Source organism: Agrobacterium sp. a22-2, assembly GCF_012276985.1.
Classification (GTDB): domain Bacteria; phylum Pseudomonadota; class Alphaproteobacteria; order Rhizobiales; family Rhizobiaceae; genus Allorhizobium.
Map to the genome: position 1 here is coordinate 131,498 of NZ_JAAXMM010000012.1, position 25,845 is coordinate 157,342.

22 protein-coding genes and 2 CRISPR repeat arrays are annotated in these 25,845 nt (G+C 62.3%); of the genes, 14 read left to right on the forward strand and 8 right to left on the reverse strand.

The features are described from left to right. The first annotated feature begins 17 nt into the window (after positions 1–17). Both HFC70_RS19105 and HFC70_RS19110 read left to right on the forward strand, forming a co-directional pair. Complete coding sequence (locus tag HFC70_RS19105; RefSeq protein WP_246735868.1) at positions 18–461, forward strand: helix-turn-helix domain-containing protein; 444 nt, start codon at positions 18–20, stop codon at positions 459–461. Beyond that, positions 458–811: a hypothetical protein gene (locus tag HFC70_RS19110; protein ID WP_168474881.1), complete on the forward strand. Its 354-nt coding sequence runs from the start codon at positions 458–460 to the stop codon at positions 809–811. The genes HFC70_RS19105 and HFC70_RS19110 overlap by 4 nt, the downstream gene beginning before the upstream one ends. A 74-nt stretch (positions 812–885) precedes the next feature. Here HFC70_RS19110 and HFC70_RS19115 read toward each other — a convergent pair whose 3' ends face one another. Beyond that, the gene (locus HFC70_RS19115; protein ID WP_168474882.1) at positions 886–1,125 is read right to left on the reverse strand and encodes a helix-turn-helix domain-containing protein; all 240 of its coding nucleotides are present in this window, start codon (positions 1,123–1,125) and stop codon (positions 886–888) included. A gap of 456 nt (positions 1,126–1,581) precedes the next feature. Here HFC70_RS19115 and HFC70_RS19120 point away from each other — a divergent pair, with 456 nt between their 5' ends. The 10 genes from HFC70_RS19120 to cas2e all read left to right on the forward strand — a co-directional run bounded on the left by HFC70_RS19120 (position 1,582) and on the right by cas2e (position 15,480). Further along, positions 1,582–2,904, forward strand: a complete 1,323-nt coding sequence (locus tag HFC70_RS19120) for a type II toxin-antitoxin system HipA family toxin (RefSeq protein ID WP_168474883.1) — start codon at positions 1,582–1,584, stop codon at positions 2,902–2,904. A gap of 19 nt (positions 2,905–2,923) precedes the next feature. Next, on the forward strand, positions 2,924–3,211 hold the full coding sequence (locus HFC70_RS19125) for a helix-turn-helix transcriptional regulator (RefSeq protein ID WP_168474884.1): 288 nt from the start codon (positions 2,924–2,926) through the stop codon (positions 3,209–3,211). A 1,197-nt stretch (positions 3,212–4,408) separates the two neighbouring features. Further along, positions 4,409–7,150 carry a CRISPR-associated helicase Cas3' gene (gene cas3, locus HFC70_RS19130; protein WP_168474885.1) on the forward strand — a complete coding sequence of 914 codons (2,742 nt, stop codon included), beginning with the start codon at positions 4,409–4,411 and terminating at the stop codon, positions 7,148–7,150. Between the two features lie 126 nt (positions 7,151–7,276). Continuing rightward, positions 7,277–9,013: a CRISPR direct-repeat array (repeat unit 29 nt; unit sequence GTGTTCCCCGCATGCGCGGGGATGAACCG). Between the two features lie 365 nt (positions 9,014–9,378). Continuing rightward, positions 9,379–11,064 carry a type I-E CRISPR-associated protein Cse1/CasA gene (casA, locus tag HFC70_RS19135; protein WP_168474886.1) on the forward strand — a complete coding sequence of 562 codons (1,686 nt, stop codon included), beginning with the start codon at positions 9,379–9,381 and terminating at the stop codon, positions 11,062–11,064. Next, positions 11,061–11,648, forward strand: coding sequence for a type I-E CRISPR-associated protein Cse2/CasB (casB, locus tag HFC70_RS19140; protein ID WP_168474887.1), 588 nt, complete (start codon positions 11,061–11,063; stop codon positions 11,646–11,648). The genes casA and casB overlap by 4 nt, the downstream gene beginning before the upstream one ends. Continuing rightward, positions 11,645–12,709, forward strand: a complete 1,065-nt coding sequence (gene cas7e / locus HFC70_RS19145) for a type I-E CRISPR-associated protein Cas7/Cse4/CasC (RefSeq protein ID WP_168474888.1) — start codon at positions 11,645–11,647, stop codon at positions 12,707–12,709. The genes casB and cas7e overlap by 4 nt, the downstream gene beginning before the upstream one ends. 4 nt (positions 12,710–12,713) lie before the next feature. Continuing rightward, positions 12,714–13,460, forward strand: coding sequence for a type I-E CRISPR-associated protein Cas5/CasD (gene cas5e / locus HFC70_RS19150; RefSeq protein ID WP_168474889.1), 747 nt, complete (start codon positions 12,714–12,716; stop codon positions 13,458–13,460). Further along, entirely contained in the window at positions 13,457–14,236 is a 780-nt protein-coding gene (gene cas6e / locus HFC70_RS19155; RefSeq protein WP_168474890.1) for a type I-E CRISPR-associated protein Cas6/Cse3/CasE, read from the forward strand. The genes cas5e and cas6e overlap by 4 nt, the downstream gene beginning before the upstream one ends. A 3-nt stretch (positions 14,237–14,239) precedes the next feature. Beyond that, complete coding sequence (cas1e, locus tag HFC70_RS19160; protein ID WP_168474891.1) at positions 14,240–15,202, forward strand: type I-E CRISPR-associated endonuclease Cas1e; 963 nt, start codon at positions 14,240–14,242, stop codon at positions 15,200–15,202. Next, the gene (gene cas2e, locus HFC70_RS19165) at positions 15,199–15,480 is read left to right on the forward strand and encodes a type I-E CRISPR-associated endoribonuclease Cas2e (protein ID WP_168474892.1); all 282 of its coding nucleotides are present in this window, start codon (positions 15,199–15,201) and stop codon (positions 15,478–15,480) included. Before cas1e ends, cas2e begins: the two co-directional genes overlap by 4 nt. A 141-nt stretch (positions 15,481–15,621) precedes the next feature. Further along, positions 15,622–17,542: direct repeats of the CRISPR family, unit length 29 nt; unit sequence GTGTTCCCCGCAGGCGCGGGGATGAACCG. Between the two features lie 124 nt (positions 17,543–17,666). Here cas2e and HFC70_RS19170 read toward each other — a convergent pair. After that, positions 17,667–18,428, reverse strand: coding sequence for a helix-turn-helix domain-containing protein (locus HFC70_RS19170; protein WP_168474893.1), 762 nt, complete (start codon positions 18,426–18,428; stop codon positions 17,667–17,669). Positions 18,429–18,618: 190 nt separating this feature from the next. On the opposite strand from HFC70_RS19170, the gene HFC70_RS19175 reads away from it, so the two are divergent. Continuing rightward, complete coding sequence (locus HFC70_RS19175) at positions 18,619–19,797, forward strand: hypothetical protein (RefSeq protein WP_246735869.1); 1,179 nt, start codon at positions 18,619–18,621, stop codon at positions 19,795–19,797. A gap of 88 nt (positions 19,798–19,885) precedes the next feature. On the opposite strand, the gene HFC70_RS19180 is transcribed toward HFC70_RS19175, so the two are convergent. The 5 genes from HFC70_RS19180 to HFC70_RS19200 form a co-directional block, all read right to left on the reverse strand. Beyond that, on the reverse strand, positions 19,886–21,412 hold the full coding sequence (locus tag HFC70_RS19180) for an ABC-F family ATP-binding cassette domain-containing protein (RefSeq protein ID WP_168474894.1): 1,527 nt from the start codon (positions 21,410–21,412) through the stop codon (positions 19,886–19,888). A 460-nt stretch (positions 21,413–21,872) separates the two neighbouring features. After that, the gene (locus HFC70_RS19185; RefSeq protein WP_168474895.1) at positions 21,873–22,043 is read right to left on the reverse strand and encodes a hypothetical protein; all 171 of its coding nucleotides are present in this window, start codon (positions 22,041–22,043) and stop codon (positions 21,873–21,875) included. Positions 22,044–22,195: 152 nt separating this feature from the next. Beyond that, positions 22,196–23,713 (reverse strand): tripartite tricarboxylate transporter permease, encoded by a 1,518-nt coding sequence (locus HFC70_RS19190; RefSeq protein ID WP_168474896.1) that lies wholly within the window; start codon positions 23,711–23,713, stop codon positions 22,196–22,198. 12 nt (positions 23,714–23,725) lie between these two features. Next, entirely contained in the window at positions 23,726–24,217 is a 492-nt protein-coding gene (locus tag HFC70_RS19195) for a tripartite tricarboxylate transporter TctB family protein (protein ID WP_168474897.1), read from the reverse strand. Next, the gene (locus HFC70_RS19200) at positions 24,214–25,158 is read right to left on the reverse strand and encodes a tripartite tricarboxylate transporter substrate binding protein (RefSeq protein ID WP_168474898.1); all 945 of its coding nucleotides are present in this window, start codon (positions 25,156–25,158) and stop codon (positions 24,214–24,216) included. The genes HFC70_RS19195 and HFC70_RS19200 overlap by 4 nt, the downstream gene beginning before the upstream one ends. On the opposite strand from HFC70_RS19200, the gene HFC70_RS19205 reads away from it, so the two are divergent. Further along, entirely contained in the window at positions 25,145–25,372 is a 228-nt protein-coding gene (locus tag HFC70_RS19205; protein ID WP_168474899.1) for a hypothetical protein, read from the forward strand. The genes HFC70_RS19200 and HFC70_RS19205 overlap by 14 nt on opposite strands. Positions 25,373–25,378: 6 nt before the next feature. Here HFC70_RS19205 and HFC70_RS19210 read toward each other — a convergent pair whose 3' ends face one another. Continuing rightward, the gene (locus HFC70_RS19210; protein WP_246735878.1) at positions 25,379–25,840 is read right to left on the reverse strand and encodes a GNAT family N-acetyltransferase; all 462 of its coding nucleotides are present in this window, start codon (positions 25,838–25,840) and stop codon (positions 25,379–25,381) included. Between the last annotated feature and the right edge of the window lie 5 nt (positions 25,841–25,845).

The following is a 25,845-nucleotide window of genomic DNA, read 5'->3' on the forward strand; positions in this document are numbered from 1 at the left end:
TCACATCAAGCTCAAAAATGCAACGCGATTATCAGAAAAATAATAACTCAGCGCAAGACACGCTGCTCATTCAGATGGGCAAACGTTTGGCGATGATCCGGGAAAACTCGGGATTGAAGCAGATCCCGTTTGCGGAAGCGCTTGAGGTCTCCCAGGGCGGCTACAATACCTATGAGCGAGGCCAGCGAGAGATACCCGTTCGCGTGCTGCGCGCGCTCTACACGAAGTTCAACGTCAATCCAGTCTGGATGATGACCGGGGAAGGCCGTCCCTACAATCGAGACACGGTCGATCTCTATCACGAGGTCACGAACCAAGTTGATGCCTTTATCGTGCGGGAAAACTGTCAGGTGGAACCGGACAAGCGCTTGAAGCTCATCCGGTTCCTGATCGACTACGCCGAACAACACGGCGAATTCACAGAGGAAATTGCAGAGAAATATCTGAGGTCAGCGATATGAGTAAATCGAGCTTTGAACAGAAAATCGAACAGGGTTTTTACACGATCGGGCGCCAGCGCGATCAATTGGCATCCGAAAAGCGAAAGTTGGCAAGGCAATTGCGCTATGCCCAGCATTCGGCCCGGCTTACGAGCCTTTCAAAGCAATACGATTTCGGGATGGTCTTCTTCGCAGCGATGGGGGCCGTTTCGCTCATATTGTTCGATGCAAACAGCGGCTCCGATGCTTGGTTGACGCCCGTGCTAGCCGTTTCAATGATGCTGCTTGGAGGCGCTATTGCCTTTAGAGGCAGGAAGATGCTCAATCGAATCCGGTATTTCCAAGAGCGCTTCGGCAACTGGCAATTTTGAACGGATGCACATTTTTTCACCCGATACGGTTGCCATTTTCCCGCGTCCTACCGGGGCTGATTATGAAGCAGCAATCAGAGTTTGGGTTTTTCTGCTTCCCGCATGATAGCACCGGGATCAGCGCCGATTGCTCTCGCGATTTCGATAAATTCAGCAGCATCCAGTCGACGCTCTGACGTTTCAATTTTGGAAACAAAAGTCTGGCGCTGACCAATGCGTCGCCCAACGTCAGCCTGAGTAAGGCCGGCACTCTTCCTTGCCGAGATCAATAGCTCGACAATGCGATGATAAATCTCAGGTGAAAATGAAGGCAAGGTGGGCGCCAGTCCAACAATAGGTGGCACCTCTAATAAAACCGACTTTCGGATACCCCAAAATCGGGTATTATGCTCTTAGATGTTTCGAGCCCGCCTTTCTATCTCGTGGAACCACACCGAAGGCGGCTAAGAAAGAGGAGAGTTTGGTGTCGGATAACGATCGTTCCCCTAGTTGCTGCTCGACGCTTGTCGCTAACAGTGTGGATTTCAGGACGGTGGACGATGTTACGGAGTTGGCCAGATCAATCTTTGGAAGTGAGGCCGCAACAGCGATCGCCTTTTGCGGGATTGATGCTTACCTCAACGATGAGGAGCTAAATTTTCGTACGTATGTGAGAGTATTCCGCAGGTTGCAAAACTAGGTGGCATGCCTTCGGTGAAAAAATTGCCCCATTATAATGGATTGAAAATTGGGATTATTGGTGTTAATTGATCCATTGAAAGGGTCGATTAATGCGCCTAACGCTCCAAATCCATTTTGATGATGAGTGGCATCACGCTGCGACGCTAGAACTTAAGAACGACGCGGCCGGCTTCCAGGGCGCATCGATCGTCGACTACGATCTTGACTACTTCGTCACTGTGGCATCGGCGGAGTTTGCGGCTGGAAAGACGGTTCGTGACCATCGCGCCTTGTCAGTCCGCTATCCCGTTGATCTCGAAAATCGATATAGCCGCAGCTGGCCGCCGTTCCTCTTGGATCTCATGCCACAGGGACATGCAAGACGGAAGCTTGCCGAGCACCTCGGGCTCGCTGAAGGATCGCGCGCTTCTGATCTCCCGCTGCTTCTGCGATCGGCGACGGGCGGCATAGGCAACACCCGCATCAAAGAAGCGGCAGAGGCCGAAACGGAACGGCTGCGCGGGGTTGAGCGCCAAGGGGTTACAGAGGCGGAAATCCTTGAGCGGTCGGATCGCTTCATGGAAGTCGCCGATCGCTTTGGAATGCTCGCCTCCGGCTCAAGCGGCTTGCAAGGCGAATGGCCGAAGGTCTCGATGACCCAGGCGAATGACGGGCTCTATTATCCTGACAGTTTCGTGACCGATGGTGAGGCCGTGCGCCATGTCATCGTCAAGCTGGTACGCAGCAACGAGCCTGTGGACCGCCTAATTCTCGAAGGCGAATCCCTCTATTCGCGTATCGCTCAAGAGATCGGTCTGAATGTCAGCGAGCCTTCGACCTATGCCGAAGGCGTCCTGATGATTCCCCGTTTCGACCGGAAGAAGAAAGAAAGCGGCGGAACCGTCCGGCTGGGCCAGGAAAGCCTCGTGTCCGCGATAGGCGTTGCCGATTTCGGCCATGTCGGGACACATGAGGTCTATATCGACGTTTTGCGCCAGTATTCGGCGGATCCACTCTCGGACATAGTCGAATACCTAAAGCGCGACATCGCCAATCTGGCGCTCGGCAATCCCGACAACCACGGCCGAAATTCAGCTCTCAGCAAGCATCAGGACGGGACGACCCGACTGTCTCCACTCTTCGATTTCGCGCCTATGCGGCTCGCCAAGGAAGGGATCGTTCGCTCCACACGATGGGCCATCATGCGTGACGGTGGTCGCGATCATCTTCCCGACTGGAAGCAGATTTGCGCTACACTGATGCCTGATCCTGCAGAGCAGAAAGCGCTTATAGCTGCGCTTTCTGCGTATGCGGAACACGTACGTCGAGCGCCGGATATAGCGAAAGACATGGGCGCATCTTCGGAAATTCTGGAGCGTGCCATGGCGCGCTGCATTGAGATTGCAGACAGCGTCTCGTCGGCGTGTGCGTAATATGGAACGGAACTGACATATGGCACGCTGGAAAAAGCCTACCAAAGAGGAAATTCTGGAGAACCGTCGAAACCTGTCGGAGCGAGCGCGCACTGGCGATTTGCAGTTACCTGGAGCCGTCGTGGAAATCCGTAGAAGCTTCGGGATGACACAAGAAGAGTTTGCGAAGACGCTTGCACTGACGCGACGGCAAGTGGCTGAAATCGAAGCCGGCACGGCGAACCCGACGCTTGAGACGTTGGATAAGATCGGGCGGCTATTTGGTTTCGGGGTTGGCTTTGTTCCTCGGATCAGAGGACCTCGATAGCGCGCGCAGAATAGCTGAACGAATTGCGCGAGCGTGTTAGGCCCCGGTTGAACCCCAGAGATATAGCGACGAGCTATCGTTACAAAATTCGTCAATCAACCTCTTCGCCTCTAAACTCAATTACCCGCATTTCGACGTTGCGATTAAAGGTTTTGGAAAATGTGTCTCGTTCCACTGTTTCTTCGTCGCGCGATGAGCAGATAGCCTTTGTCGGAGATCATGCTCCAATGCTGCAATGGGGACGCCCTGGGCAGAGACATGTTGATCTGAATACCATACCGTCTAACAGCTTTTGGCCGCCGGACTAAAGGCCTTCCCGGTCGACACCGGTGGACACTTGGCTCAGCCTTCTACGAGCTGGCACAGAAGGTAACCGGGTCCATTATCCCGGCCGTTCCGAAGGAGCGATCTAAGGGGGCGCACTTATACGTCGCTAACGCGACGTCCTTGCTTGAACCGTCTAGTGGCCATCCCCTCCGCCGAAACAAGCGTTCTTGTGCGAAATCGGGAAGGAACTCCGCCGTTGCCGTCTCACGTTTTTCCGCCAGCATTGTCGGCCGTGGTTCCGGCGGTAGCGCCGTGATGTTGGCGGCCCACCGGCACTGCGCGAAAATGGAGTATGAGCGGGAAGACCGCACGATCGACTACGCGCAAATAGGGCTTTGGATCTGAGGCGTCCGGTCCCATATGACAAGACGTTGAGAAACGATGCTGGCAAGATCTGTTTATATACTTTGGGCAGGAAGCGCTGACGACAGAAGCGTGAAGACTGAATTGGGCGACCTTGCCGCGGAGAGATTTGGTGAATGCACCTGTTGCCAATTGTGGGGGGAGGCCGGTCGGCGTTCCTGAATATTACCGGCGACATGAGCGCGACTTAGAGGAGCGAGGTCAATCCGCCTGAATACCAAGCGCACCGTAAAGGTGTTCAAGCATGCCGAAGCCCTGGGCAGACGAAAAGCCAGGGACTCAGGCTCTTCCCAAGGTGATCTGTGAGAGCGGTTCAGAGAAACGGCAAACCCAAATTAGCTCACGTTTCACTAGCCTATTGGGATCTGCGATCCTCATCATAAATATGTTCTCGTCAGTATGAACCTGCGCAGGTATTCATATGGTTGCGAGTGTCAAAGGCCTATCCTTGACGTCTTGTGGTTTTCAGTCGGAAAGCAGCTGACGGTTGTGTGAGGAATGGTCGAGATGGCAACGCATAGTTTGTTCTGGGCCAAGACGCGTCTCTGCACACCGTTTGCGGATGGGCCGCATGCGCCTTACAAACCAGTCGGCCACCATCTGTTGGATGTGGCGGCGGTGGCGGGTCGGTATCTGGTGCTCAATCCGGGGCGGTTGCGGCGCGAAAGCGCGATATCAGGGCTTTTGCCGGACCAGCACGTCCTGTTGTGCACGGCGCTGGCCGCATTGCACGACCTTGGCAAGATTTCCCCGTGGTTTCAGGCGCAGTCGCCGTTATGCTGGCCGGCCGCCGCACTCGGCGCCATGCCTGCTGCTGGTCGGCCGATCAGCCATTGGCAGGCGACTGCGGTGCTTTTCGGCGATGTGCAAATACGCCGGACGCTGCAGACGAAGCTGCCGGAATTCGCGCTTGGCGACCAGATGATCGCGGCCGTCGCCGGCCACCATGGCAAGGCGCCGGATAGCAACTATCTCGGCGGCAATGCAGGTTTCCATCGCGCAGCTATCGGCGAGCCGTGTGTTGCCATAGCCGACGCGCTTTGCGAGGAGATCTTGAAACTTTTGCTGCCTGCGCCGATCAATGAGCCGGCCGCGCTGCAGATCGAGACGTTTTCCTTCAGCCTCAATGGCCTGATCACGCTGGCCGACTGGGTTGGCTCGGACAGTGAAGCTTTTCCCTTTGAAGATCCTGCTATGCCGCTTGCGGACTATTGGCTGCTGGCTCTGACACGGGCGGATGCGGCGCTGCGGTCGAAGGGCCTTGTGCCGGCCAAACCGATGGCGACTCCGGTTCTCTCCCATCTGTCGCCGCGCGCAGGAAATAATCCGAGGCCGATGCAGAGGAAGGCGGCCGAACTGGTGATCGGTGATCGGCCGCAGCTGATCCTGATCGAAGACGGTACAGGGTCCGGCAAGACAGAGGCCGCTCTGCTGCTTGCGGCGCGGATGATGGCGGCCGGGCAGGGCGAAGGGGTCTATGTGGCGCTGCCGACCATGGCGACCGCCAATGCCATGCATGAGCGGCTGGACGCCGCTTTGGCGGGATTGTTCGACGAAACAGGAGGACGATCGACCTCGCTCGTGCTGGCCCATGGCAAGGCTAGCCTGGCCATGGCGCTTGATAGCCTTGCTGCCGGTGGAGACGCTGGCCAGGGGCGGGAGGAAGCGGTCTCGCAGCGTTTCAACGCCTGGATCGGCGACAGTCGCAAGAAGGCGTTTTTTGCCGATGCCGGGGCAGGCACCATCGACCAGGCCTTTCTGGCTATCCTGCCGAAAAAACACCTGACTCTTCGCCAATATGCGCTGGCCGGGCGAATCCTCATTGTCGATGAGGCCCATGCCTGTGATGCCTATATGGGTGAAGAGCTGAAGACGCTGGTAGAGATGCAGGCGCGGTTCGGCGGCTCCGTCATAATCCTTTCGGCGACGCTGGGTGAAATGATGCGCCGCCAGTTGATTTTAGCATTTGCGCGCGGCAGGGGGATAAAAAACCGCCATATCGGGCCGCTTGAGCGCTGGGCTCCCTCACAGGCCTATCCGCTGCTGACCCGCTATGCCGGGGGCGAGCGGATCGAAGAGATGCCGGTGGAGGCGCTCGCTTCGCTGTCGCGTCGCGTCGGCATCGCGCGGCTCCCGGATCGCGAGGCGAGCCTTGCGCTGGCACTTGAGGCGGCCAAGCGTGGCGCCTGCGTGGCCATCATCTGCAATGCGGTCGATTCGGCGATTGCTGTCCATGCGGCGCTGGCATTAGCCGGCCACCCGGCTGACCGGTTGACGCTGTTTCATGCCCGCTTCGCTGTTGGCGACCGTATGGCGATCGAGGAGAGGGTGTTGCAGCTGTTCGGGCCTAAGAGCGGGCTTGAGAGGCGCGCCGGCCAAATCCTGGTTGCCACCCAAGTGGTCGAGCAAAGCCTCGACCTGGATTTCGACGTTATGATTTCCGATCTGGCGCCCGTCGACCTGATGATCCAGCGCGCCGGGCGCTTGTGGCGCCACAGCCGAGACGGGCGTCTGGTTCCCGCACCCGTCCTGCACGTCGTCTCGCCCGAGCCCTTGATGGCGACCGATGCCGATTGGCTCAAGGAGACGCTCGGACCGGCGGCCTATACCTATGATCTGCCCGGTGTGCTCTGGCGCACGGCGCGTGACCTCTTTGCCCGCGGACGGCTGGACACGCCGGAAGACCTGCGGCGGTTGGTCGAGGCGGCCTATCGGCCGGAGGGTGATGACCTGCCGGATGGCCTTCTCAAGGCCCATGATGCATCGCTTGGCAAAGGCCTGGCCGAAAAATTCCAGGGCCAGCACAACACGATCGATCCACGTGCGGGTTATGCCGGGATGCGCGAGGTGTCCGCTGACGAGGAGATCGGCACGCGGCTCCGCGAGAAAAGCGTCACGCTGCGGCTGGGGAAGAAGGCCGGCTCGACGCTTGCGCCACTCGTCTGCCGGCAGGGGGCCTCTGAAGCGATGAACTGGGCGCTGAGCGAAATTTCCGTCCGCCACCGATGGCTGGCTGGCAAAGGCAACTCCGACCACTCCGCTCTGCCGGCCTCCGCCGATCCGGCGGCTGTTGATGCCGTGCGCGCAGCTTGGCCGGAATGGGAGCGGTGTATGCCGCTTTACGTGGTCGGCGAGGATGGCGGGTTGATGACCGTTGGACAGGATGGGCTGGACTATGATGCGCAAACCGGCTTGAGGTGGCTGGAGGAACATCAGGCGCCGGGGGATGGTCATCGAACCGCCAACTAAAGGCCGGCGAACAGCCCCATTAGCCGCCCGATAAGAGCCTACTGAGGCAGTAAAACAGGGGGCCGAAAAATTGGTGGACAAACCCATGGGGAAATTGTTCAACGGATTCATTGGTTTCCAGGAAGAGTGTTCCCCGCATGCGCGGGGATGAACCGCGATGTGCAGAGCAATATCCGGCAGGAGATTTGTGTTCCCCGCATGCGCGGGGATGAACCGCCTGCTTTAGCCACCGGCGGCCCTGCCCATTTGTGTTCCCCGCATGCGCGGGGATGAACCGGTCAATCGGGATATCCGCATACTTGACGACGAGTGTTCCCCGCATGCGCGGGGATGAACCGCTTGCAAGCGTGGTCGGTGACCGTGATGGACGGTGTTCCCCGCATGCGCGGGGATGAACCGGTCAGCAGATAGACGGCACCGATCTCGAATTGGTGTTCCCCGCATGCGCGGGGATGAACCGCAACCGGATAAACAGGCACGCCGTCACGTAGCGTGTTCCCCGCATGCGCGGGGATGAACCGCCGACGCGGTGTTCATCGACGCGGGCTATGGCGTGTTCCCCGCATGCGCGGGGATGAACCGAAAACAGGCGAACCATCGTGGGTGTGGCGCCGGTGTTCCCCGCATGCGCGGGGATGAACCGCGCTGGGAGATCCTGGCCGACAACCGCAACAGGTGTTCCCCGCATGCGCGGGGATGAACCCCGCTAGGCGTGCGCCCGACCATCGCCTCAGCGGTGTTCCCCGCATGCGCGGGGATGAACCGCGCTACCCGGCACCTTAAGCTGCAGAACCGTCGTGTTCCCCGCATGCGCGGGGATGAACCGCGTGCCGGTGCAGATCAGCCCCAGATGCCAGTGTGTTCCCCGCATGCGCGGGGATGAACCGTTGGCGTTCATGCTGCGCCGCCCATTGCAAAAGTGTTCCCCGCATGCGCGGGGATGAACCGGCAGGCACAGCCGTGTGCAGGCGACAGCGACTGTGTTCCCCGCATGCGCGGGGATGAACCGGCGCAACGTCGCGCGCCAAGATCATTGACAGCGTGTTCCCCGCATGCGCGGGGATGAACCGTTTCCGGGCCGGTCTTGCAAGTGACGGTCAGCGTGTTCCCCGCATGCGCGGGGATGAACCGGTTCAATCCGTCAACATCGCTGAATTGCACGTGTGTTCCCCGCATGCGCGGGGATGAACCGAAATGAAATGACCGACAAACTTTCACCAACAAGTGTTCCCCGCATGCGCGGGGATGAACCGGGAAACACTCATGTTTGTTGTCTACACCGTCAGTGTTCCCCGCATGCGCGGGGATGAACCGGGGTAGGCCGTGGCCACTTTCATCAACCAGCCGTGTTCCCCGCATGCGCGGGGATGAACCGCCGCCAGACCCTGAGGACGGGAAGTCACCAAAGTGTTCCCCGCATGCGCGGGGATGAACCGGACGCATCCATCTCGATCACAGTCGATGCGTCGTGTTCCCCGCATGCGCGGGGATGAACCGTCGGAAGACAAAGGCCGCAGCCTAAGCGAAGCGTGTTCCCCGCATGCGCGGGGATGAACCGGCATAGAGGCAGCGGTCAAAGTGGCCGACCGCGTGTTCCCCGCATGCGCGGGGATGAACCGACCGATAACTTTCTGGAACTTTGCATAATCGCGTGTTCCCCGCATGCGCGGGGATGAACCGCTCACGACGAGAATATTCTTCTGCGCCTTGCCGTGTTCCCCGCATGCGCGGGGATGAACCGGGTGGGCCTGCGCGTCCTGTGTTTGACACCACGTGTTCCCCGCATGCGCGGGGATGAACCGGATCATCAGGTCCAGTAATGTCGCTCCTCGTCGTGTTCCCCGCATGCGCGGGGATGAACCACCGCGATGGATGCCGGGCATAGCGATGGTCAAATGTTCCCGGCGTGCGCCGGGACAAGCTCATTGTGAAGCCACTCTTTTCGTGGCAGGTCTGGTGTTCCCCACATACGCGGGGATGAACCGATGTGACCGTACACGTCCGCAAGCGATCCGAGGTGTTCCCCCATGTGCGGGGATGGGCCGTTTGTTAGCCGAAGGCGTTGACCTTGGCCGTGGCGTTACCCGCAAACGCGGGTGCTAAATTTGTAAGCCGTAGGCTAAAAAGGCCCCTTGACACCTCGCAACCCAGGCGGATAGTCTTTGCGGGTATTCAATTAAAACTATAGTATTAGCATCAATACTGAACACTTCGGGGGGGGTGTCTTCATGTCCGATGAGTCGTGCGCTTTTAATCTTATCGCCGATGCTTTCTTTCCGGTCGCCACCGTGTCCGGCGCCCGGCGCTGGCTGACATTTTCCGAGTTGCGGCAGGAGGAGGGCGATTATCCCGTCGCTTTCGACTGGCCGCGCGGCGATCTGAATATCGCGGCCTTCGAATTTGCCGTTGGTGTGCTGGCGCTGGCCTACCAGCCGGAGGACAATGCCGACTGGACGGCGATCTGGCGCGGGCGCAGCGATATCGATCTTGACGAACGGCTGGCGGCGCTCGCCTTCGCCTTCAACCTGACCGGCGATGTTGAGGGCATGGGGCCACGCTTTCTGCAGGATTTCGGCGCCATCGATGGCGAGGCCAATGATATCGAGGCGCTGTTCATCGATACGCCCGGCGTCAACGGCCAGAAGAAGAATGCCGACCTCTTGACCCATCGCGGCCGGTTTCCGGCGCTGGGACTGAAGGCGGCGGCGATCGCGCTCTATGCGTTGCAGCAGTTTGCGCCGTCGGGCGGCAACGGGCATCGCACATCGTTGCGCGGCGGCGGACCGATGACGACGCTGGTCTGGCTCGACAGTTTGGACTCTTCGATTCCTGCACCGCTGTGGCGGGTGTTGCTGGCCAATTTACCGTTGTCGAGCAAAGGGGCTGGCTATCTTGATGATACGTCACTTGAACGTGCACTACCTTGGTTGGCCGCGATAATCACCCCACCAGGGAAAGAGGCACCAATGGTTCCTCAGATGGATGATAGGGTGCATGCGCTGCAAGCGTTTTTCGGCATGCCGCGCCGAATCAGGCTGGATATCGCTGGCCATGGTACTTGCCCTTTGACGGGTGAGGCTGGGCCCTTGGTCACTGGATTTTTCCGTAGCGTCTGGGGCGTGAACTATGACTCAAATGCTTGGCGCCATCCCCTTACGCCGTATAGGCAGAAGGAACCAGGGCCTACCTATTCTGTAAAGGTGAAAACCAGCCGCTTTGGTTATCGCGACTGGGTGGGCGCCGTGATAGGGCGTAGGCAGAAGCTTAATGCGTTTCCAGCTGAGCCGGTGGCCTCGCTCCTTATCCGCTCCGAAGCCTTTCGGCAGAGTGGCTTCAAAGCCTCCCGCATAGTTGCCGCCGGTTGGGCGGTGAGTAGTGCGGAAGCGAATTGCTTCCTGCAATCCGCACAGCCGCTGCATCTGGCCGAGGATGCCGCCACAGCCGACGAACTCGCTAGGCTGGCGATCGCTTTTGCCGATGCAGGCGATGCGGCGGCGGGCATCCTGCGGGGTAATCTGAAGCTTGCCTTGTTTGGCGACGGCGCCAAGACCGCGACCGACAGCGGCGTGTTCGAGGAGGCGAGTGACGCGTTTTTCGAGCGCACCGAGGATGCCTTTCATGCGGCGCTTGAGGCAATCGTCTCTGATCATCCACCGGATGGGCAGGTGAGCCGCAAGCGTTGGCTGATGTTGATCCGCCGCAAGGCGCTCGATCTGTTCGACCTGCATGCAACGGTGCTTCTGGCTGAGACCGCCGACATCAAGGTGGCGATGCGCGTGACCGAGGCCTATCGGCGGCTGCGCGGCGCGCTTGGCGAGGTCGGCAAGGTTGCAACGGCGTTGGGGATCGATCAGCCGATCGCGCCGGAAAAACCGAAGAAATCCCGCAAGGCCGCCGAGGAGGCACGCGCATGAGCAAGACGCCCGATCTGGATATTGAAGTGCAGGCGCTCATGACGTGGTGGCGGTCGCTTTATCCCGATGCGCAGACGGGGCGCCGGGGCGATGCCGGTGCGCGCGCCGCCATGCGCCGGGCCGACAGCCCGTTCCAGGCGCTGCTGCTGCCGGCCTGCCATGATCTTCTGAGGCTTTTGCGCGACAAGGGCGTTTCGCCGGGCCGCATGAGCGATGCGCATTTGAAGCGCATCGCCATGGCTGCGGCGGTGATCTGCGAATGCCGGGACGACCGGACCGGCCCCAAATCCTTTGCCAGCGCGCTGGGTGCTGCATCGGAGGGCGAACGGGCGCCCCTATCGCCGCTCCGGTTCCAGGCCCTGATGGCCACGATGGACCGCGCTGACGGCACCGAGCAGATGACGGCGCTGCGCCGGGCGCTCGCCCATGCGAAGGACGCGCCGTTCAATGTGCGCGGGCTCGTCAGGGATCTGCTGGTGTTTTCGAACGAAACCCGCATTCGCTGGACCTTCGACTATCACGGCACGAACCGCGAGGTACTGCCCGCCGATCCCATTTCCGAGGCCGAGGAGACCCTGTCATGAGCCGCTTCCTGCAATTGCACATCCTCACCGAATATCCGGTGTCCAACCCCAATCGCGACGATCTCGGGCGGCCGAAATCGGCGCTGATCGGCGGCGTGCCGCGCCAGCGTATCTCCAGCCAGGCGATCAAGCGGGCAATCCGCATCCACCCGGCCTTCGAGGCGGCGCTTTCCGGCCATACCGGCAAGCGGACGCAGCGCATGGGTGAGGAGATCATCGCCCATCTCGAAGGGCTCGGCGCCGACACCCAGCGGGCCGTTGCCATCGCCAAGGAACTCGTGCCGGTGTTCGGAGCGATCGAGGACAAGAAGGATGTCGACAAGGCCCGCACCAAGCAGCTTGCCTTCGTGTCTCCGGATGAGCGGGCTGCGGCCTTTTCACTGGCCGAGAAGGCGCTTGCCGGTGGCGATCTTGCCAAGGACAAGAAGGACCTGGCCAAGCAGGTGATGCGGGCAGCCGATGGCGCCGTCGACATCGCCATGTTCGGCCGCATGCTGGCCGACAATGCCGATCTCAACCGCGATGCCGCCGTGCAGGTGGCCCATGCGATCACCGTCAACCGGGTGACGATCGAGGACGATTTCTACACCGCCGTCGACGATCTCAAGACGTCCTCCGAGGATGCCGGCGCCGGCTTTGTCGGCGAGGCGGGTTTTGGCTCCGGGGTCTATTATCTCTATGTCTGCGTCGACCGGCCGCTCTTGGTGCGCAATCTGGCCGGAGATACGGAATTGGCGGCGCGCGGGCTCGACGCACTGGTGCATGCGGTCTCGATGGCGGTCCCGGGCGGCAAGATCAATTCTTATGCCAACCACACACGCGCCAAGTTCATGCTGGCCGAAAATGGTGACGGCCAGCCGCTCAACCTGTTCGGCGCCTTTACGAAGCCGATGGCAGGCCCTGATTTCGTTGGTCAGGCGATTGAGGCGCTGCTCAAGGAGCGCAATGCCTTCGCGGCGGCGTACGGGCAGACCTGGGCAGAGGAGAAGAGGTTACAGGTCGGGCAGAACGACACCGCGACGCTGGCCGAGGTCGCAGCCTTTGCCGCGGCGGGACTGTGATGCCATGCGGGAATGGCTGGTCATCTGCCTTCGGGCACCGCTTGCAAGCTTCGGCGACAATGCCGGCAATGCCGAGCGTGATACGTCCGACCTGCCGACCCGTTCGGCGCTGATCGGGCTGGCGGCAGCAGCTCTCGGCATCGAGCGCGAGGACGGACCGGGGCAGACGCGGCTGGCACGCGAGCTGGTGACCGCGGCGGGTCTCTACGAGCGCGGCCATCCGCTCGCCGATTTCCACACCTTCCAGTCGCTCAACCAGGCGGGGAAGGGGGCTGCCACCCGGGCCGAAGCGCTCAGCAAGACCGCGCATCTGGAGACCTCGATCTCGCGGCGCCATTACCGTGCCGACGGTCTGTGGCAGGCGGCCTATCGCCTGTCGGGGAACGCTGACGATGGGGTGACGCTCGAGACGCTTCGACAGGCTTTTGAGGCGCCGCGTTTCGCCCTCTATCTCGGCCGAAAGTCCTGCCCGCTGTCGCATCCGCTGGCGCCGCGGATTCTCGCGGCAGACACAGTCGTGTCAGCGTTCCGGGCGCAGTTTGAAGCTGTCTCGCAGACGGCGGCGCGGCGCGGCACGCGGTTGCAGGTGGTCAGCGTCGAACAGGAAAATGATGGTCCGGCCAGCAACCGGTCGCGCGTCCACACGCGTCACGACGATCCGCGCGACCGTTCGAAGCGCTGGACGTTTGGCGATCGCCCGGAATGGCGTTTCACTATTGCGCCCGACAATCCGCAGGAGGGACAGGCATGACGGACACCGAACTGTGGTTCACCCGCGCCACTTTGCGGCGCGACGCGCCGGACCTGGCGCCGCTGGTCGGCCGCCTGCTGCCGGAGGACGGTGAAGAAGGGGAGAAACTGAACGCCGCGCACCAGTTGCTCTGGACGCTGATGCCTCAGGCGATGCAGCAGGCCGGCAAGCCCGGCCGTGCTGATGGCGGCGAGAAGGCCGCCTTTCTCTGGCGCGAGGCGGAACAACTGAACAGCTGGTACTTGCTCGGGCCGATGCCGCGCGACGATTCGCCGTTTTTTACCGTGGAGCCAAAACCCTATGGGCTTGCCCTGCAGGCGGGCAACCGGCTGTCCTTCGATCTGGTGGCCAACGCCACGGTCAATCGTCTGGTGGACCCGGAAAAAGGCCGCGACGGGCGAAAGCGCTGCGATGTGGTGATGGACGCGCTGAAGGCGCAGGAGAGGGCGACCGGCACCACGGGCGACCGCGCCGCGCGCCGCCAGAGCGTGGCCGCCGAGGCCCTGGCCGGCTGGCTTGCCGAACAGGGCGGACGCAACGGCTTTGCCCTTAATGGCTTCGATCTGGTGTCCTACCGCACGGTCGAGATCGACCGGCCGCGCGTCGGCCGCGGACGTGCCTCGCCGGCCAAGAAAGGGCCGCTGATGGGGGTTGGACGCATGCGCGGCCTGATCACCGTCACCGATCCGGCGGCCTTTGCTGCCAAGGTGGCGACGGGATTCGGGCGGGCCAAGGCCTTCGGTTGCGGGCTGATGCTGCTGCGCCAGGTGGAGTGAACCATGGTGGAGCGTCCGCCGGGAACGTCATTTATGCCGGGTGCCGCGCCGCCGCGGCCCATTCCGCTCAAGGATCGCGCCTCGATCGTGTTCGTGGAAAAGGGGCAGCTCGACGTTATCGACGGCGCCTTTGTTCTGGTGGATGCCAATGGCGTGCGCACGGTCATCCCGGTCGGCGGACTGGCGGCGATCATGCTGGAGCCGGGAACGCGGGCCAGCCATTCCGCCGTCGCGCTTGCAGCGCGCGCCGGAACCTTGCTGGTCTGGACCGGTGAGGCCGGTGTGCGCCTCTATGCCACCGGCCAGCCGGGCGGGGCGCGTTCCGACCGGCTGCTGTGGCAATGCCGGCTGGCGCTCGATCCGGACGCGCGGCTGAAAATCGTCCGGCACATGTTCCAGATGCGTTTTGGCGAGACCGCACCGGAGCGGCGCTCCGTCGACCAGTTGCGCGGTATCGAGGGTGTCAGGGTCCGCACCATATACCAGGGCCTTGCCCGACAATTCGGCGTCGACTGGAAACGTCGCGACTACGATCCCGGCAATTTCGACATTTCCGATGTGCCGAACCGCTGTCTGTCGGCGGCGACCTCCTGTCTCTACGGCATCACCGAGGCGGCCGTGCTTGCCGCCGGCTATGCGCCGGCCGTCGGCTTCCTGCATGCCGGAAAACCGCTCTCCTTCGTTTACGACATCGCCGATATCTTCAAATTTGAGACTGTCGTGCCGGAAGCCTTCCGCATCGCTGGCCTTCAGGCCAGGGGAAAGCTCGACAAGCCGGTGGATATGGCGGTGCGGCATGCCTGCCGGGACGCCTTTCGCCGGTCGAACATCCTGTCCCGTCTGATCCCGGCCATCGATGACGTGCTGCAGGCCGGCGAGCTTCCGCGCCCCGACGTGCCGGACGATGCCGTCGGACCGGCATTTGCCGATGCGCCGCCATTGGGGGATGAGGGGCAACGCGGATGATCGCGGTCGTGACCAACAACGCACCGCCACGCCTGCGCGGCCGACTGGCTGTCTGGCTGCTGGAGGTGCGCGCTGGGGTCTATATCGGTGTCTATTCCGCCCGGACGCGCGCAATGATCCGCGACCAGATCGAAACGCTGATCGAAGACGGTGATGCCGTCATCGCCTGGAGCGCCCCGACCGATGCCGGTTTCGATTTTGAAACATTCGGTCAGAACCGGCGGGAGCCGGCTGATTTCGACGGGCTGAAATTGGTTGCCTTCAAGCCACTGCCTTGACTGGAAGGCCTCAACACCCCGCCGAAATTACCTAGCGATAGGATGTGGGACTCCATATTTGCCGCCTATTTCCCGCTCTCACAACTCGGTGGACAAATGCCTGCGGGAATTCTTCAATAGAGTCATAATGTTCCAGGAAGAGTGTTCCCCGCAGGCGCGGGGATGAACCGATGACCGATCTGCAAACCGGCGCGCTCACTGAGTGTTCCCCGCAGGCGCGGGGATGAACCGATCGTCTTCAGGTCGCGAAGCCTGTCAGCGGCGTGTTCCCCGCAGGCGCGGGGATGAACCGACCATCGTATTGGCCTGGATGACGATCTGCAGGTGTTCCCCGCAGGCGCGGGGATGAACCGGAACCGGAACGATATATTTACCGCATCGTTACGTGTTCCCCGCAGGCGCGGGGATGAACCGCCGTACCTGTCGAATTACTGGATCGACGCGACGTGTTCCCCGCAGGCGCGGGGATGAACCCTTGTAGGCGGTCGTATAGGGGTGACAGTTTAGGTGTTCCCCGCAGGCGCGGGGATGAACCGCCAGTGCGACAATTCATGTCTCGCACCCATCGGTGTTCCCCGCAGGCGCGGGGATGAACCGGAGGAGAAGCTTCTAGCGCTCGGCCCTGTGCTGTGTTCCCCGCAGGCGCGGGGATGAACCGTCGTAACGGTCCTCATTGTTGAGCGTGACGCCGTGTTCCCCGCAGGCGCGGGGATGAACCGTATTCTGATTGGTCGTCAACCGAGACGGTAGAGTGTTCCCCGCAGGCGCGGGGATGAACCGGCGCAAATTCGCACGCTGTTAACGTCTTATGAGTGTTCCCCGCAGGCGCGGGGATGAACCGTGCAGGCCAGCCGAGCCTGTCGTTCCGGTGTGGTGTTCCCCGCAGGCGCGGGGATGAACCGCTGCTCGACGGCCGCTTGCTCGTCCAGGGAACGTGTTCCCCGCAGGCGCGGGGATGAACCGATGTAGCGCGGCGCATGGTGCGCTATCTGGGAGTGTTCCCCGCAGGCGCGGGGATGAACCGCAGGAAGCAGAGAAGGCCGGCAAGGTGGCGAGTGTGTTCCCCGCAGGCGCGGGGATGAACCGCACCACCTCGCCCCCATGCAGGCCATGTGGGAGTGTTCCCCGCAGGCGCGGGGATGAACCGGGCCGCGACGCGTCAACGGTCGGGAACTACATGTGTTCCCCGCAGGCGCGGGGATGAACCGTTTGCCGGGACGCCCACGACAACGCCAACATGGTGTTCCCCGCAGGCGCGGGGATGAACCGCCTAGACAATTTGTAAAGTTCGAGGCGCTGACGTGTTCCCCGCAGGCGCGGGGATGAACCGGAACCGTTCCAATTCGGCACTCTCAAGCGTTAGTGTTCCCCGCAGGCGCGGGGATGAACCGTCATTCGGAGCCGGCGTAGCGGTCGCGGCCAGGTGTTCCCCGCAGGCGCGGGGATGAACCGTCCCGTCCGGCGGGCTGTCGATCATCCCCAGCGTGTTCCCCGCAGGCGCGGGGATGAACCGCTTTTGTCGGCGTCGGGATCGCTCAGCCATTGGTGTTCCCCGCAGGCGCGGGGATGAACCGCCTCGCCAGCATCCGGGTCAGACCACTTCCGCGTGTTCCCCGCAGGCGCGGGGATGAACCGGTACGGCCTCTTGAGTAGACCAGTCCGTCTTCGTGTTCCCCGCAGGCGCGGGGATGAACCGTACAATAGCGGCCTGAAGACGGCCCTCAATCTGTGTTCCCCGCAGGCGCGGGGATGAACCGGAGACCAACGCCAACAACTCGAAAGAGACAGCGTGTTCCCCGCAGGCGCGGGGATGAACCGAGGTTGCGCAGCAATTTCTGTTCGCCATGGACGTGTTCCCCGCAGGCGCGGGGATGAACCGCGATCGACGTCCTGGGCGGGGGCGCTTTTGGCGTGTTCCCCGCAGGCGCGGGGATGAACCGGCGACCCATGCCGCTGGCACGTCCAGCTCGCTGTGTTCCCCGCAGGCGCGGGGATGAACCGCCGGTATCCCCGGCGATAACCGACGTTGACCAGTGTTCCCCGCAGGCGCGTGGATGAACCGCACTCGCAGCTTCCGCCTATATGGTGGGGCTTGAAGGGGAAGCTTACCTTCCCTCACAATGCTCCCTGTCGGACGGCTCGCTGTATGACAGGGGCCCGCCTTGCTCCCTTCAAATCGCCAGCCGTCATGACGCCCTCCGAAAATCGGTCTGTCGGGCGGTTTCATCGGCGATGTGGTCACGGCGACGGCTGAAAAATACGATCCAATCGAGTGCGCTCGGGTTTGCCTCGTCCGGTGGCCAATAGCCCGGCAAGGCATAGCCGGGCTTTCCGGTTTTCACCGTTCGCAAGCCCAAGATTTCGATCGATGGGAGCCCGTGACGGTGCAACCAAGTGCGCCATTGCTCGACCTGTTCCTCCTTGGTCTCAGGGACGAAAACGAGCGGGATGGCTCGCCGCGTCTCGACGCGCGGCGGGGCGTCCTCGCGCGGGTTAGGTTTATTTATTTTTTCTTTCTCTGGGTTTGGTGGACATATTTGTCCCCCTTCACCGGACACATCTGACCGCCTTGCCGGACGATTCTGACCGCCTTTCTCGGGGTAAAGGGTGACAACTTTGTCCGTCTTTTCGCGGGCGTCCGATGCGCGTAAAATCGACATCGCTGAGGGACGATATTCCGTGTTGTGCCCGACGCCATTTCCGCGCTGGACCTCGAACCATCCTTTGACCTCAAGTTCACGGACGGCGCGCTGAATGGTCTTGACGCTCTTGCCGGTCGCGTCGGCAATCGTTTGATAAGACGGCCACGCCTTCTCGGTGTGGCCGTTCAAATGCGTGGTGATGATGTGGAGCGCCACGGACCGCGCGCTGTCGCTCAAATCCTTGTCGCAGCTCAACTGCTGAAGCCATTGCAGCTTCACGTCCCGAAACGGCCGCGCCCCGCTCATGCGCGCCTCCCTAGTCGCAATATGACCGGGAAAGAAGGTGCGGAAACGGCGGGAAAAGGTGGGACGGCGGCTTTACTAAGCCATTGATTTTTATAAAATGGGGTCTTCGTCCCACACGGGGTTAAGCTGCTGATTTTCTTGGAATTCGGCAGGCCCTCCGGGCCCACCATTTCTTTTTTTACAGGCCGATATGAGTGAATGCGTGAATAAGCGGGTGGTGGTGCACTTCCCTGGGTTTGAACCGTTGGATGCACAAGCGCACTATGGCCGGTTCACGAGAACGGTCGAGTTTTCCGGGAAATTGTGGGATTTCTCCGCGGAGGCGGGAGCCTTCAATCCGGAAGAGGCACAGTCGGGTTTCGAGATCCTGTGCCAGGGGGAGGGCTGGAGGACGTCGAGCCGGATCCATATCTGCGACCACAATGCCCTTGTGCAGGACCTTAGCGACCGGCCGCTCCTGCGGCGGCTTGCCTGCGGCTTCCTGAGTGCGGCGCGGGTCGTGGGGCAAGGCGGGCTGTTTGGCTATTTCCGGCATGCCTGGCGGTTCGGCCTGTTCTTCGTGTTTCCCTTCCTGCTGGTCGCAATTGCGTTCGCCATCAGCCTGGGGCTGGCAGCGCTGCCGCAATGGCTGGGGCTGTCCGCCTGGCATTACTTGTGGAGCGTGCCCTTGGCGGGCGCGTTCTTTCTCGGCGCGTTCCTGCCCTTTTCCGAGCGCTATCATACGCTGCACCTGTTTTCCGACTGGGAGCTGGCCGTTGCCGTTGGCGGGCTCACCAGCCCGTCGTTGACCCGCTGGCTGGAGGAGAGCGCCGATCGGATGATGGGGGCGCTGGACGAGGCGGCGGATGAATATGTCATCACGTCGCACAGCATGGGATCGAGTCTCGCAGTCCATGTTCTGGGCATGGTGCTGGAGCGCAATCCGCAAGCGCTGGCCGGCAAGCGCGTCGTCTTCGTGACGCTCGGCGGCGCCATCCTGCAATGTGCCTTGCTGCGGCCGGCGGTGGTGCTGCGCCGGCGCATCGGCGCCATTGCCCGTTGCCCTGAAGTCACCTTTCTGGAGGTGCACTGCCTGACGGATGTCATTCATTTCTACAAGTCGCGGGTCGTGGCGCTTGCCGGCCACCCCGACGCGCCGCAGGCCGGCCTCTTGTTCATAAGGGTCCGGAAGCTGTTGTCGGAGGCGCGCTATAAAAAGATCAAGCGGGATTTCCTGCGGGTTCACCGCCAATATGTGCTGCATGCCGACCGGCGCGGTTCCTTCGATTTCGCCCTGCTGACGACGGGACCGTTTCCGGCCCACTTGTCGGTCGACTACGCCGAACGCGGCTTCGATGGCCGGGCGGCAGGCGTCGCGACGGCCGGATGAAACGACGCGGTCGAACGCGAGGCCCAATCGACGATGGCATGGGGCCGGAGGGGGCCGGGCAAGGTTGATCCGCTCAGGGCAGAAGAGGTTACCGGCCGATGGCGGCCTCTTCCAGGAACGGTTCCGGGCTTTCGACCTCGATCAGCCGTTTGCGTTCGATCACCCAGAAGCGATTGCCGACGGCGCGTACAAAGCTGCGATCGTGCGAGACCAGAAGGCAGGTGGCCTGGTGGGCCATCAACTCGCTTTCCAGCGCCTCCTGGCCCTCGATGTCGAGATGGTTGGTCGGCTCATCGAGCAGGTAGAAATTCGGCTCGGCCAGCCGCAGCACCAGCATGCCGAGGCGCGCTTTCTGCCCGCCCGAAAGCCGGCTGATCGGGCGGGACTGCATGTCGATGGTCATGCCGGCGCCGGCCAGTAGGGTGCGCGCCCGCTGGTCGCCCACATCGAACCGGCGGATGACCGTCTGTAGCGGCGTCTCGGCGTCGTTGAGATCGGCCAGCGCCTGATCGCCGTAGCCGAGCGCCAGTGACGGGGTAGCCCTGATGCCGACCTCGGCATTGTCGGGCGTGTCGATCGCCTGGCGCAGCCGGGTGACCAGCCGAGATTTGCCGGTGCCGTTCTGGCCGAGCAGGACGATGCGATCGCCCTGGCAGATGAATTGCTTGCCGGTCTTGAACAGCAGGGTGCCGTCCGGCGTTTGCACCGCCGCGTCATCGAGCGTCACCAGAACCTTGGTATGGGTGCCGCGATTGGCGAGCTTGATGGCACCGGCCGAGCGTTCCCTATGGGCCGGCTTTGCCGCGTCCTCCAGCCGTTCGGCGCGCTCTTTCAACTGCTTAGTCTTGACCACCAGCAGATCGCTGCCGGAATTGATGCCGATGTTCTTGAGCTTGGAGGCCTGCCGTCGCAACTGGTCGGCGGTCTTGATGTCGCGTTCATAGCGCCTGGAATCGGCGGCGTCGGCCTCGGCCAGCGCCAGGCGCGCCCGGGAATAGGGCAGGGCGAAGACCGGCGACTGGTCCGGCCGCAGGAAGAGCGTGCGGTGGGTGACGGCATCAAGAAAGGCGCGGTCGTGGCTGGCGACAATGACCGCCATATCGCGCGGCAGCATGTTCAGCCAGTCCTCAAGCGCTGCGAGCCGGCCGAGGTCGAGATGATTGGTCGGCTCATCGAGCAGCAACACATCGGGCTCGGTCACCCAGGCGCGGGCGAGCATGGCCAGCCGCTGCCATCCGCCGCTCAGCGCTTTCAGCGTGCGCCGGCGAAACGCCTCGGGCACGTCGAGCGATTCCAGCACGACGTCGACCCGCCAGCCTTCCGAGCTTGCGGCCTCCGGCGAAAGGGCATCGAGCACGGCATCGTAGAAGGAGAGATCGAAAAGGCCCAGTGGCACGTTCTGCTCGACATGGCCAAGGGTCAGGCCGCGCGCCTTGGTGATGTCGCCCTCAGTGGCGTCGAGCGTGCCGGCGATGCAGCGGAACAGCGAGGATTTGCCACGCCCGTTCGCCGCCACCAGACCGATACGGTCTCCGGCGTTGACGACAAGATTCAGATTGGCAAAGAGCGGGCTCGACAGGGTGATGCCGAGATTGCGGATATTAATGAGGCTCATGGGTGTTCTCTGGTCTTGACCGCACGATTGTCCGATGTCGGCACCTGGCCTGCATCGAAGAGACAATCGGGGGCGGATATCTACATTCGCAGCAACGCGAAGCCCAAAGGCTCGGTGCTGCAGGCCACGAAGGGCAGACCAGAAGGAAACTGTTGCGAGAAACGCTCTTCGGTCAGCCCTGCAAACGCATCTGCAGGGCGTTGACGGGGCCACGCTGCCGGTTGAACCGGAAATAATGATTGCGCACGTGACCCTCCTTTCTCGTTGAGTGCAGGCGCTAGGATAACCTCGCAGATCAAGGTCTGCAAGAGGTGCCTGGGCTGCGTCTCGTGGAAAGGAGGCGAGGGGCCGTCTGTGGGGCGGAACAGTGTGTTTTATGTCGGGGAGATATTCGGCGCTGCGCTTGTTTCCGGCAGCGCCAGGGTCTTCTGACGCCCCAGGTCAGGGCGTCGCGACAGGCTTAGAACTTGTCGGCGGACGGGAAGTTGACCGGGTCGATGCCGAGCGTGCGCAGGTGGCGGTCGGTCGGGCGGCGATGGCCTTCGACAGCCGCGGCGGCAGCCGATGCTGCGCCCAGAATGGCAAAGGCATGGCCGACAAAGGCGAAACGGCTCTTGGTGCGGGTAGACATGGCGTATTCTCTTTCTCGTACATTCGGACACGCTTAAAATGGGATTCCGTCCGGTTTTTTGCAATGCACAAGAGGGCAGGCCAGCCATGCAAATAGAAGAGGCCGGACTTTCGTCCGGCCTCTGGTGACTGTTGCATAAAGTCTGTCGCGTCCTAGTCTTCGTCGGCTGCCAGTTGCGACAGCACTTCGCCCTTGCCGCGGGCTCTGAGGATGAGCGGAATGATCAGTGCTGCGGCGGCGATGGTGAGCAGCACGGCGGCGACCGGCGAGGTGAAGAGCACGGTCCAGTCGCCCTGGCTGATCGCCAGCGCGCGGCGCAGCTGCTGCTCGGCCAGCGGCCCGAGGATCAAGCCGACCACCACCGGGGCGATTGGATATCCGAGAACCCGCATGACATAGCCCATGATGCCGAAGGCCAGCAGCATGCCGAGCTCGAACACCGATGGATTGGCGCCGATCGTGCCGAGCGTGGCAAACAGCAGGATGCCGGCATAGAGCCAGGGTTTCGGGATGGTCAGCAACCGCACCCACAGGCCGATCAGCGGCAGGTTCAGCACCAGCAGCATGAAGTTGGCGATCAGCAGGCTGGCAATCAGGCCCCAGACGAGCTGCGGATTGGTGGCAAACAGCAGAGGGCCGGGCTGCAGGCCATATTGCTGGAAGCCGGCGAGCATGATGGCGGCCGTCGCCGTGGTCGGCAGGCCGAGCGTCAGCAGGGGCACCAGCGTGCCGGCGGCGGAGGCATTGTTGGCGGCTTCCGGTCCGGCCACGCCTTCGATGGCGCCATTGCCGAACTCTTCCGGGTGCTTCGTCAGGCGCTTTTCGGTGGCATAGGACAGGAAGGTGCCGATCTCGGCACCGCCGGCCGGCATGGCGCCGATCGGGAAGCCGATCGCCGTGCCGCGCAGCCAGGGCTTCCACGAGCGCGACCAGTCGGCGCGGGTCATCCACAGCGAACCCTTGACGGCCTGCACGGTTTCCGGCCCGCGATTGCCCTGGGCGGCGATATAGAGCGTCTCGCCGATGGCGAACATGGCGACGGCCAGCGTCGTCACTTCGATGCCGTCCAGCAGGTCGGGAACGCCGAAGCTCAGACGCGTCTGGCCGGTCAGCTGGTCGATGCCGATCATGGCCAGCGCAAAGCCGATGAACAGCGATGTCAGGCCGCGTAGCGTCGAATCGCCGAAGGCCGAGGAGACGGTGACGAAGGCCAGCACCATCAGCGCGAAATATTCGCGCGGACCAAACACCAGCGCCAGCTTGACGATGAAGGGGGCGATGAAGGCGAGACCGACGGTGGCCAGCAGGCCTGCGACGAACGAGCCGATGGCAGCGGTTGCCAGCGCTGGTCCGCCGCGTCCGGCCCTTGCCATCTTGTTGCCCTCGAGCGCCGTGACGATCGAGGCGCTTTCACCCGGCGTGTTCAAGAGGATCGAGGTGGTCGAGCCGCCATACATGCCGCCGTAATAGATGCCGGCGAACATGATCAGCGAGCCGGCCGGATCGAGCTTGTAGGTGACCGGCAGCAGGAGCGCGACCGTCAAGGCCGGGCCGATGCCGGGCAGGACGCCGACGGCGGTGCCGAGCGTCACGCCGATCAGGGCGTAGAACAGGTTGATCGGCTGGAGGGCGACCGTCAGACCCTGCAGGAGAAATTCGAAAGTGCTCATGGCAGGTGCCCCTTACAGAACCAGTCGTTCCAGCGGTCCGGCCGGCAGCGACAGCTGCAGCAGACGCGCGAAGACAACCCAGACGACGAAACAGAGCACGATGCCGACCGGCAACGAGATCCACAGTTTGCGCTTGCCGAAGGCATAGGCGGTGGCGGCGAAGAGCACGCCGGTGGCGATCGAAAAGCCGGCGATCTTCAAGAGCAGCATCTGGGCCGCCAGGCCGCCGATGATCCAGACGACCGGGCCGAATTCCTGATGGTCGCGCGACGGAAAATCGCCGCGCAGGGCTTCTACTACCGTCCAGGCAGCCAGGAACAGCAGGCCGAAGGCGACAACGTAGGGCACGGTGGCCGGGCCGACCGGCGAATAGGCGGTCAGCGCTGCCAGATGGGAGGCATCCCACAGGATGACGCCGGCAATGGCTGCCAGCACGGCGGCGACGGCAAGCGCCGCCCCATCGGGGCGGCGTGGCGATGTGTTGGGGCGCTTCGTCCCTGTCATTTCACCAACCCGATCTCTTTCAGGATCGTCTCGGTGGCGGAGATATCCTTGGCGAGCTGTTCCTCGAAGGCAGCACCCGACAGATAGGTATTCTGCCAGCCCTTGGTCTTCAGGGTTTCCTGCCAGCTGGCCGATTTCACCAGCTTTTCGACATCACCGGAGATCGCGGTCTTCTGCTCGTCGGTCAGGCCGGGAGCTGCTGCGACCATGCGCCAGTTCTGCACCACGACGTCGAGGCCGGCGTCCTTCAGGGTCGGGGCGTCGATGCCGTCGATCTTGCTATCGCTGGAAATCGCCAGGATGCGCAGCGTGCCGGCTTTCACCTGGGCGTCGAATTCGCCATAGCCGGAAATGCCGGCCGAGACCTGGCTGCCGAGGATGGCGGCCAGTGCTTCGCCGCCGCCGGAAAAGGCGATGTAGTTGATCTTGGTCGGGTCGACGCCGGCCGCCTTGGCAATCAGGCCGACTGCGATATGGTCCGTACCGCCGGCCGAACCGCCGCCCCAGGATACCGAGCCCGGATCCTTCTTCAGCGCTTCGACGAGGTCGCCCATGGTCTGGAAGGGCGAAGAGGCGGGAACGACGACCGCTTCGTATTCGCCGGTCAGGCGGGCGATCGGCGTCACGTCCTTCAGCGAAACGGGCGACTTGTTGGTCAGGATGGCGCCGACCATGACATAGCCGCCGACGATCAGCGCATTGGGATTGCCGGCCGACTGGCTGGCAAACTGGGCAAGGCCGATCGTGCCGCCGGCGCCGGGCACGTTCTGCACCTGGACATTGCCGGCAATGCCTTCCTGCTGGAGGGACGTCTGCATCGAACGGGCCGTCTGGTCCCAGCCGCCGCCTGGGGCCGCGGGTGCGATGATGGTATAATCGGCAGCCAGGGCCGGCAGCGACAGGGCGCCGGCGATCAGGGATGCGAGAATGATTCTTTTCAAGGTTTTGTCCTCCGTTGTCGCGTCGGTGACGCGCGATTTGAAACATCGGGAGAGACTTGGCAGACAGGCCAGCGTGATCATGTCTTGGATTGGCTCCTCCCGAACCGTCTCGTTTATCCGCCTCCACGGATCACGAGATGGCACTATGCATCACATCAACCTGTCAGCAACCTGTCATTTGATTTTAATCGCAGGCCAGATCGTCGATGCATGACGATTTTTACCCGATCACCTTCTCGAAGAACAGGCTGATCGGCGACGGCTGGTACGAGCCGAATGGCCCGCGTTGCGTGTATCCGGCCCTGAGGTAGAGCGCCTGGCCATCGGTGTTCCTGGTGCCGACTTCCATGAGGAGGCGATCCATCCCGCGCAACGACGCCGTTGCTTCCACGGCCTGCAACAGAGCCTGCCCGACGCCGCTCTGCCGGAAGCGCGGATCGACGATCATGCGTTTCATTTCGGCCGTGCCGTCGTCGTTGTCGAACAGCGCACAACAGCCCGCCGCGATACGATCCCCAGTGCGTGCGACGAAGAGCGAGATATGGGGTGCCGACAGAGTCTGCGGATTGAGCGGTCGGCGGTAGGCGCCGGGGTAGAGCGCTTCGGCGACCTGATCTGAGAGCCGGAGGAGGGCCTCGACCTCCGTCTGCCGCGCATCTTCGATGTTGACGCTCAGTTCCATCGCCA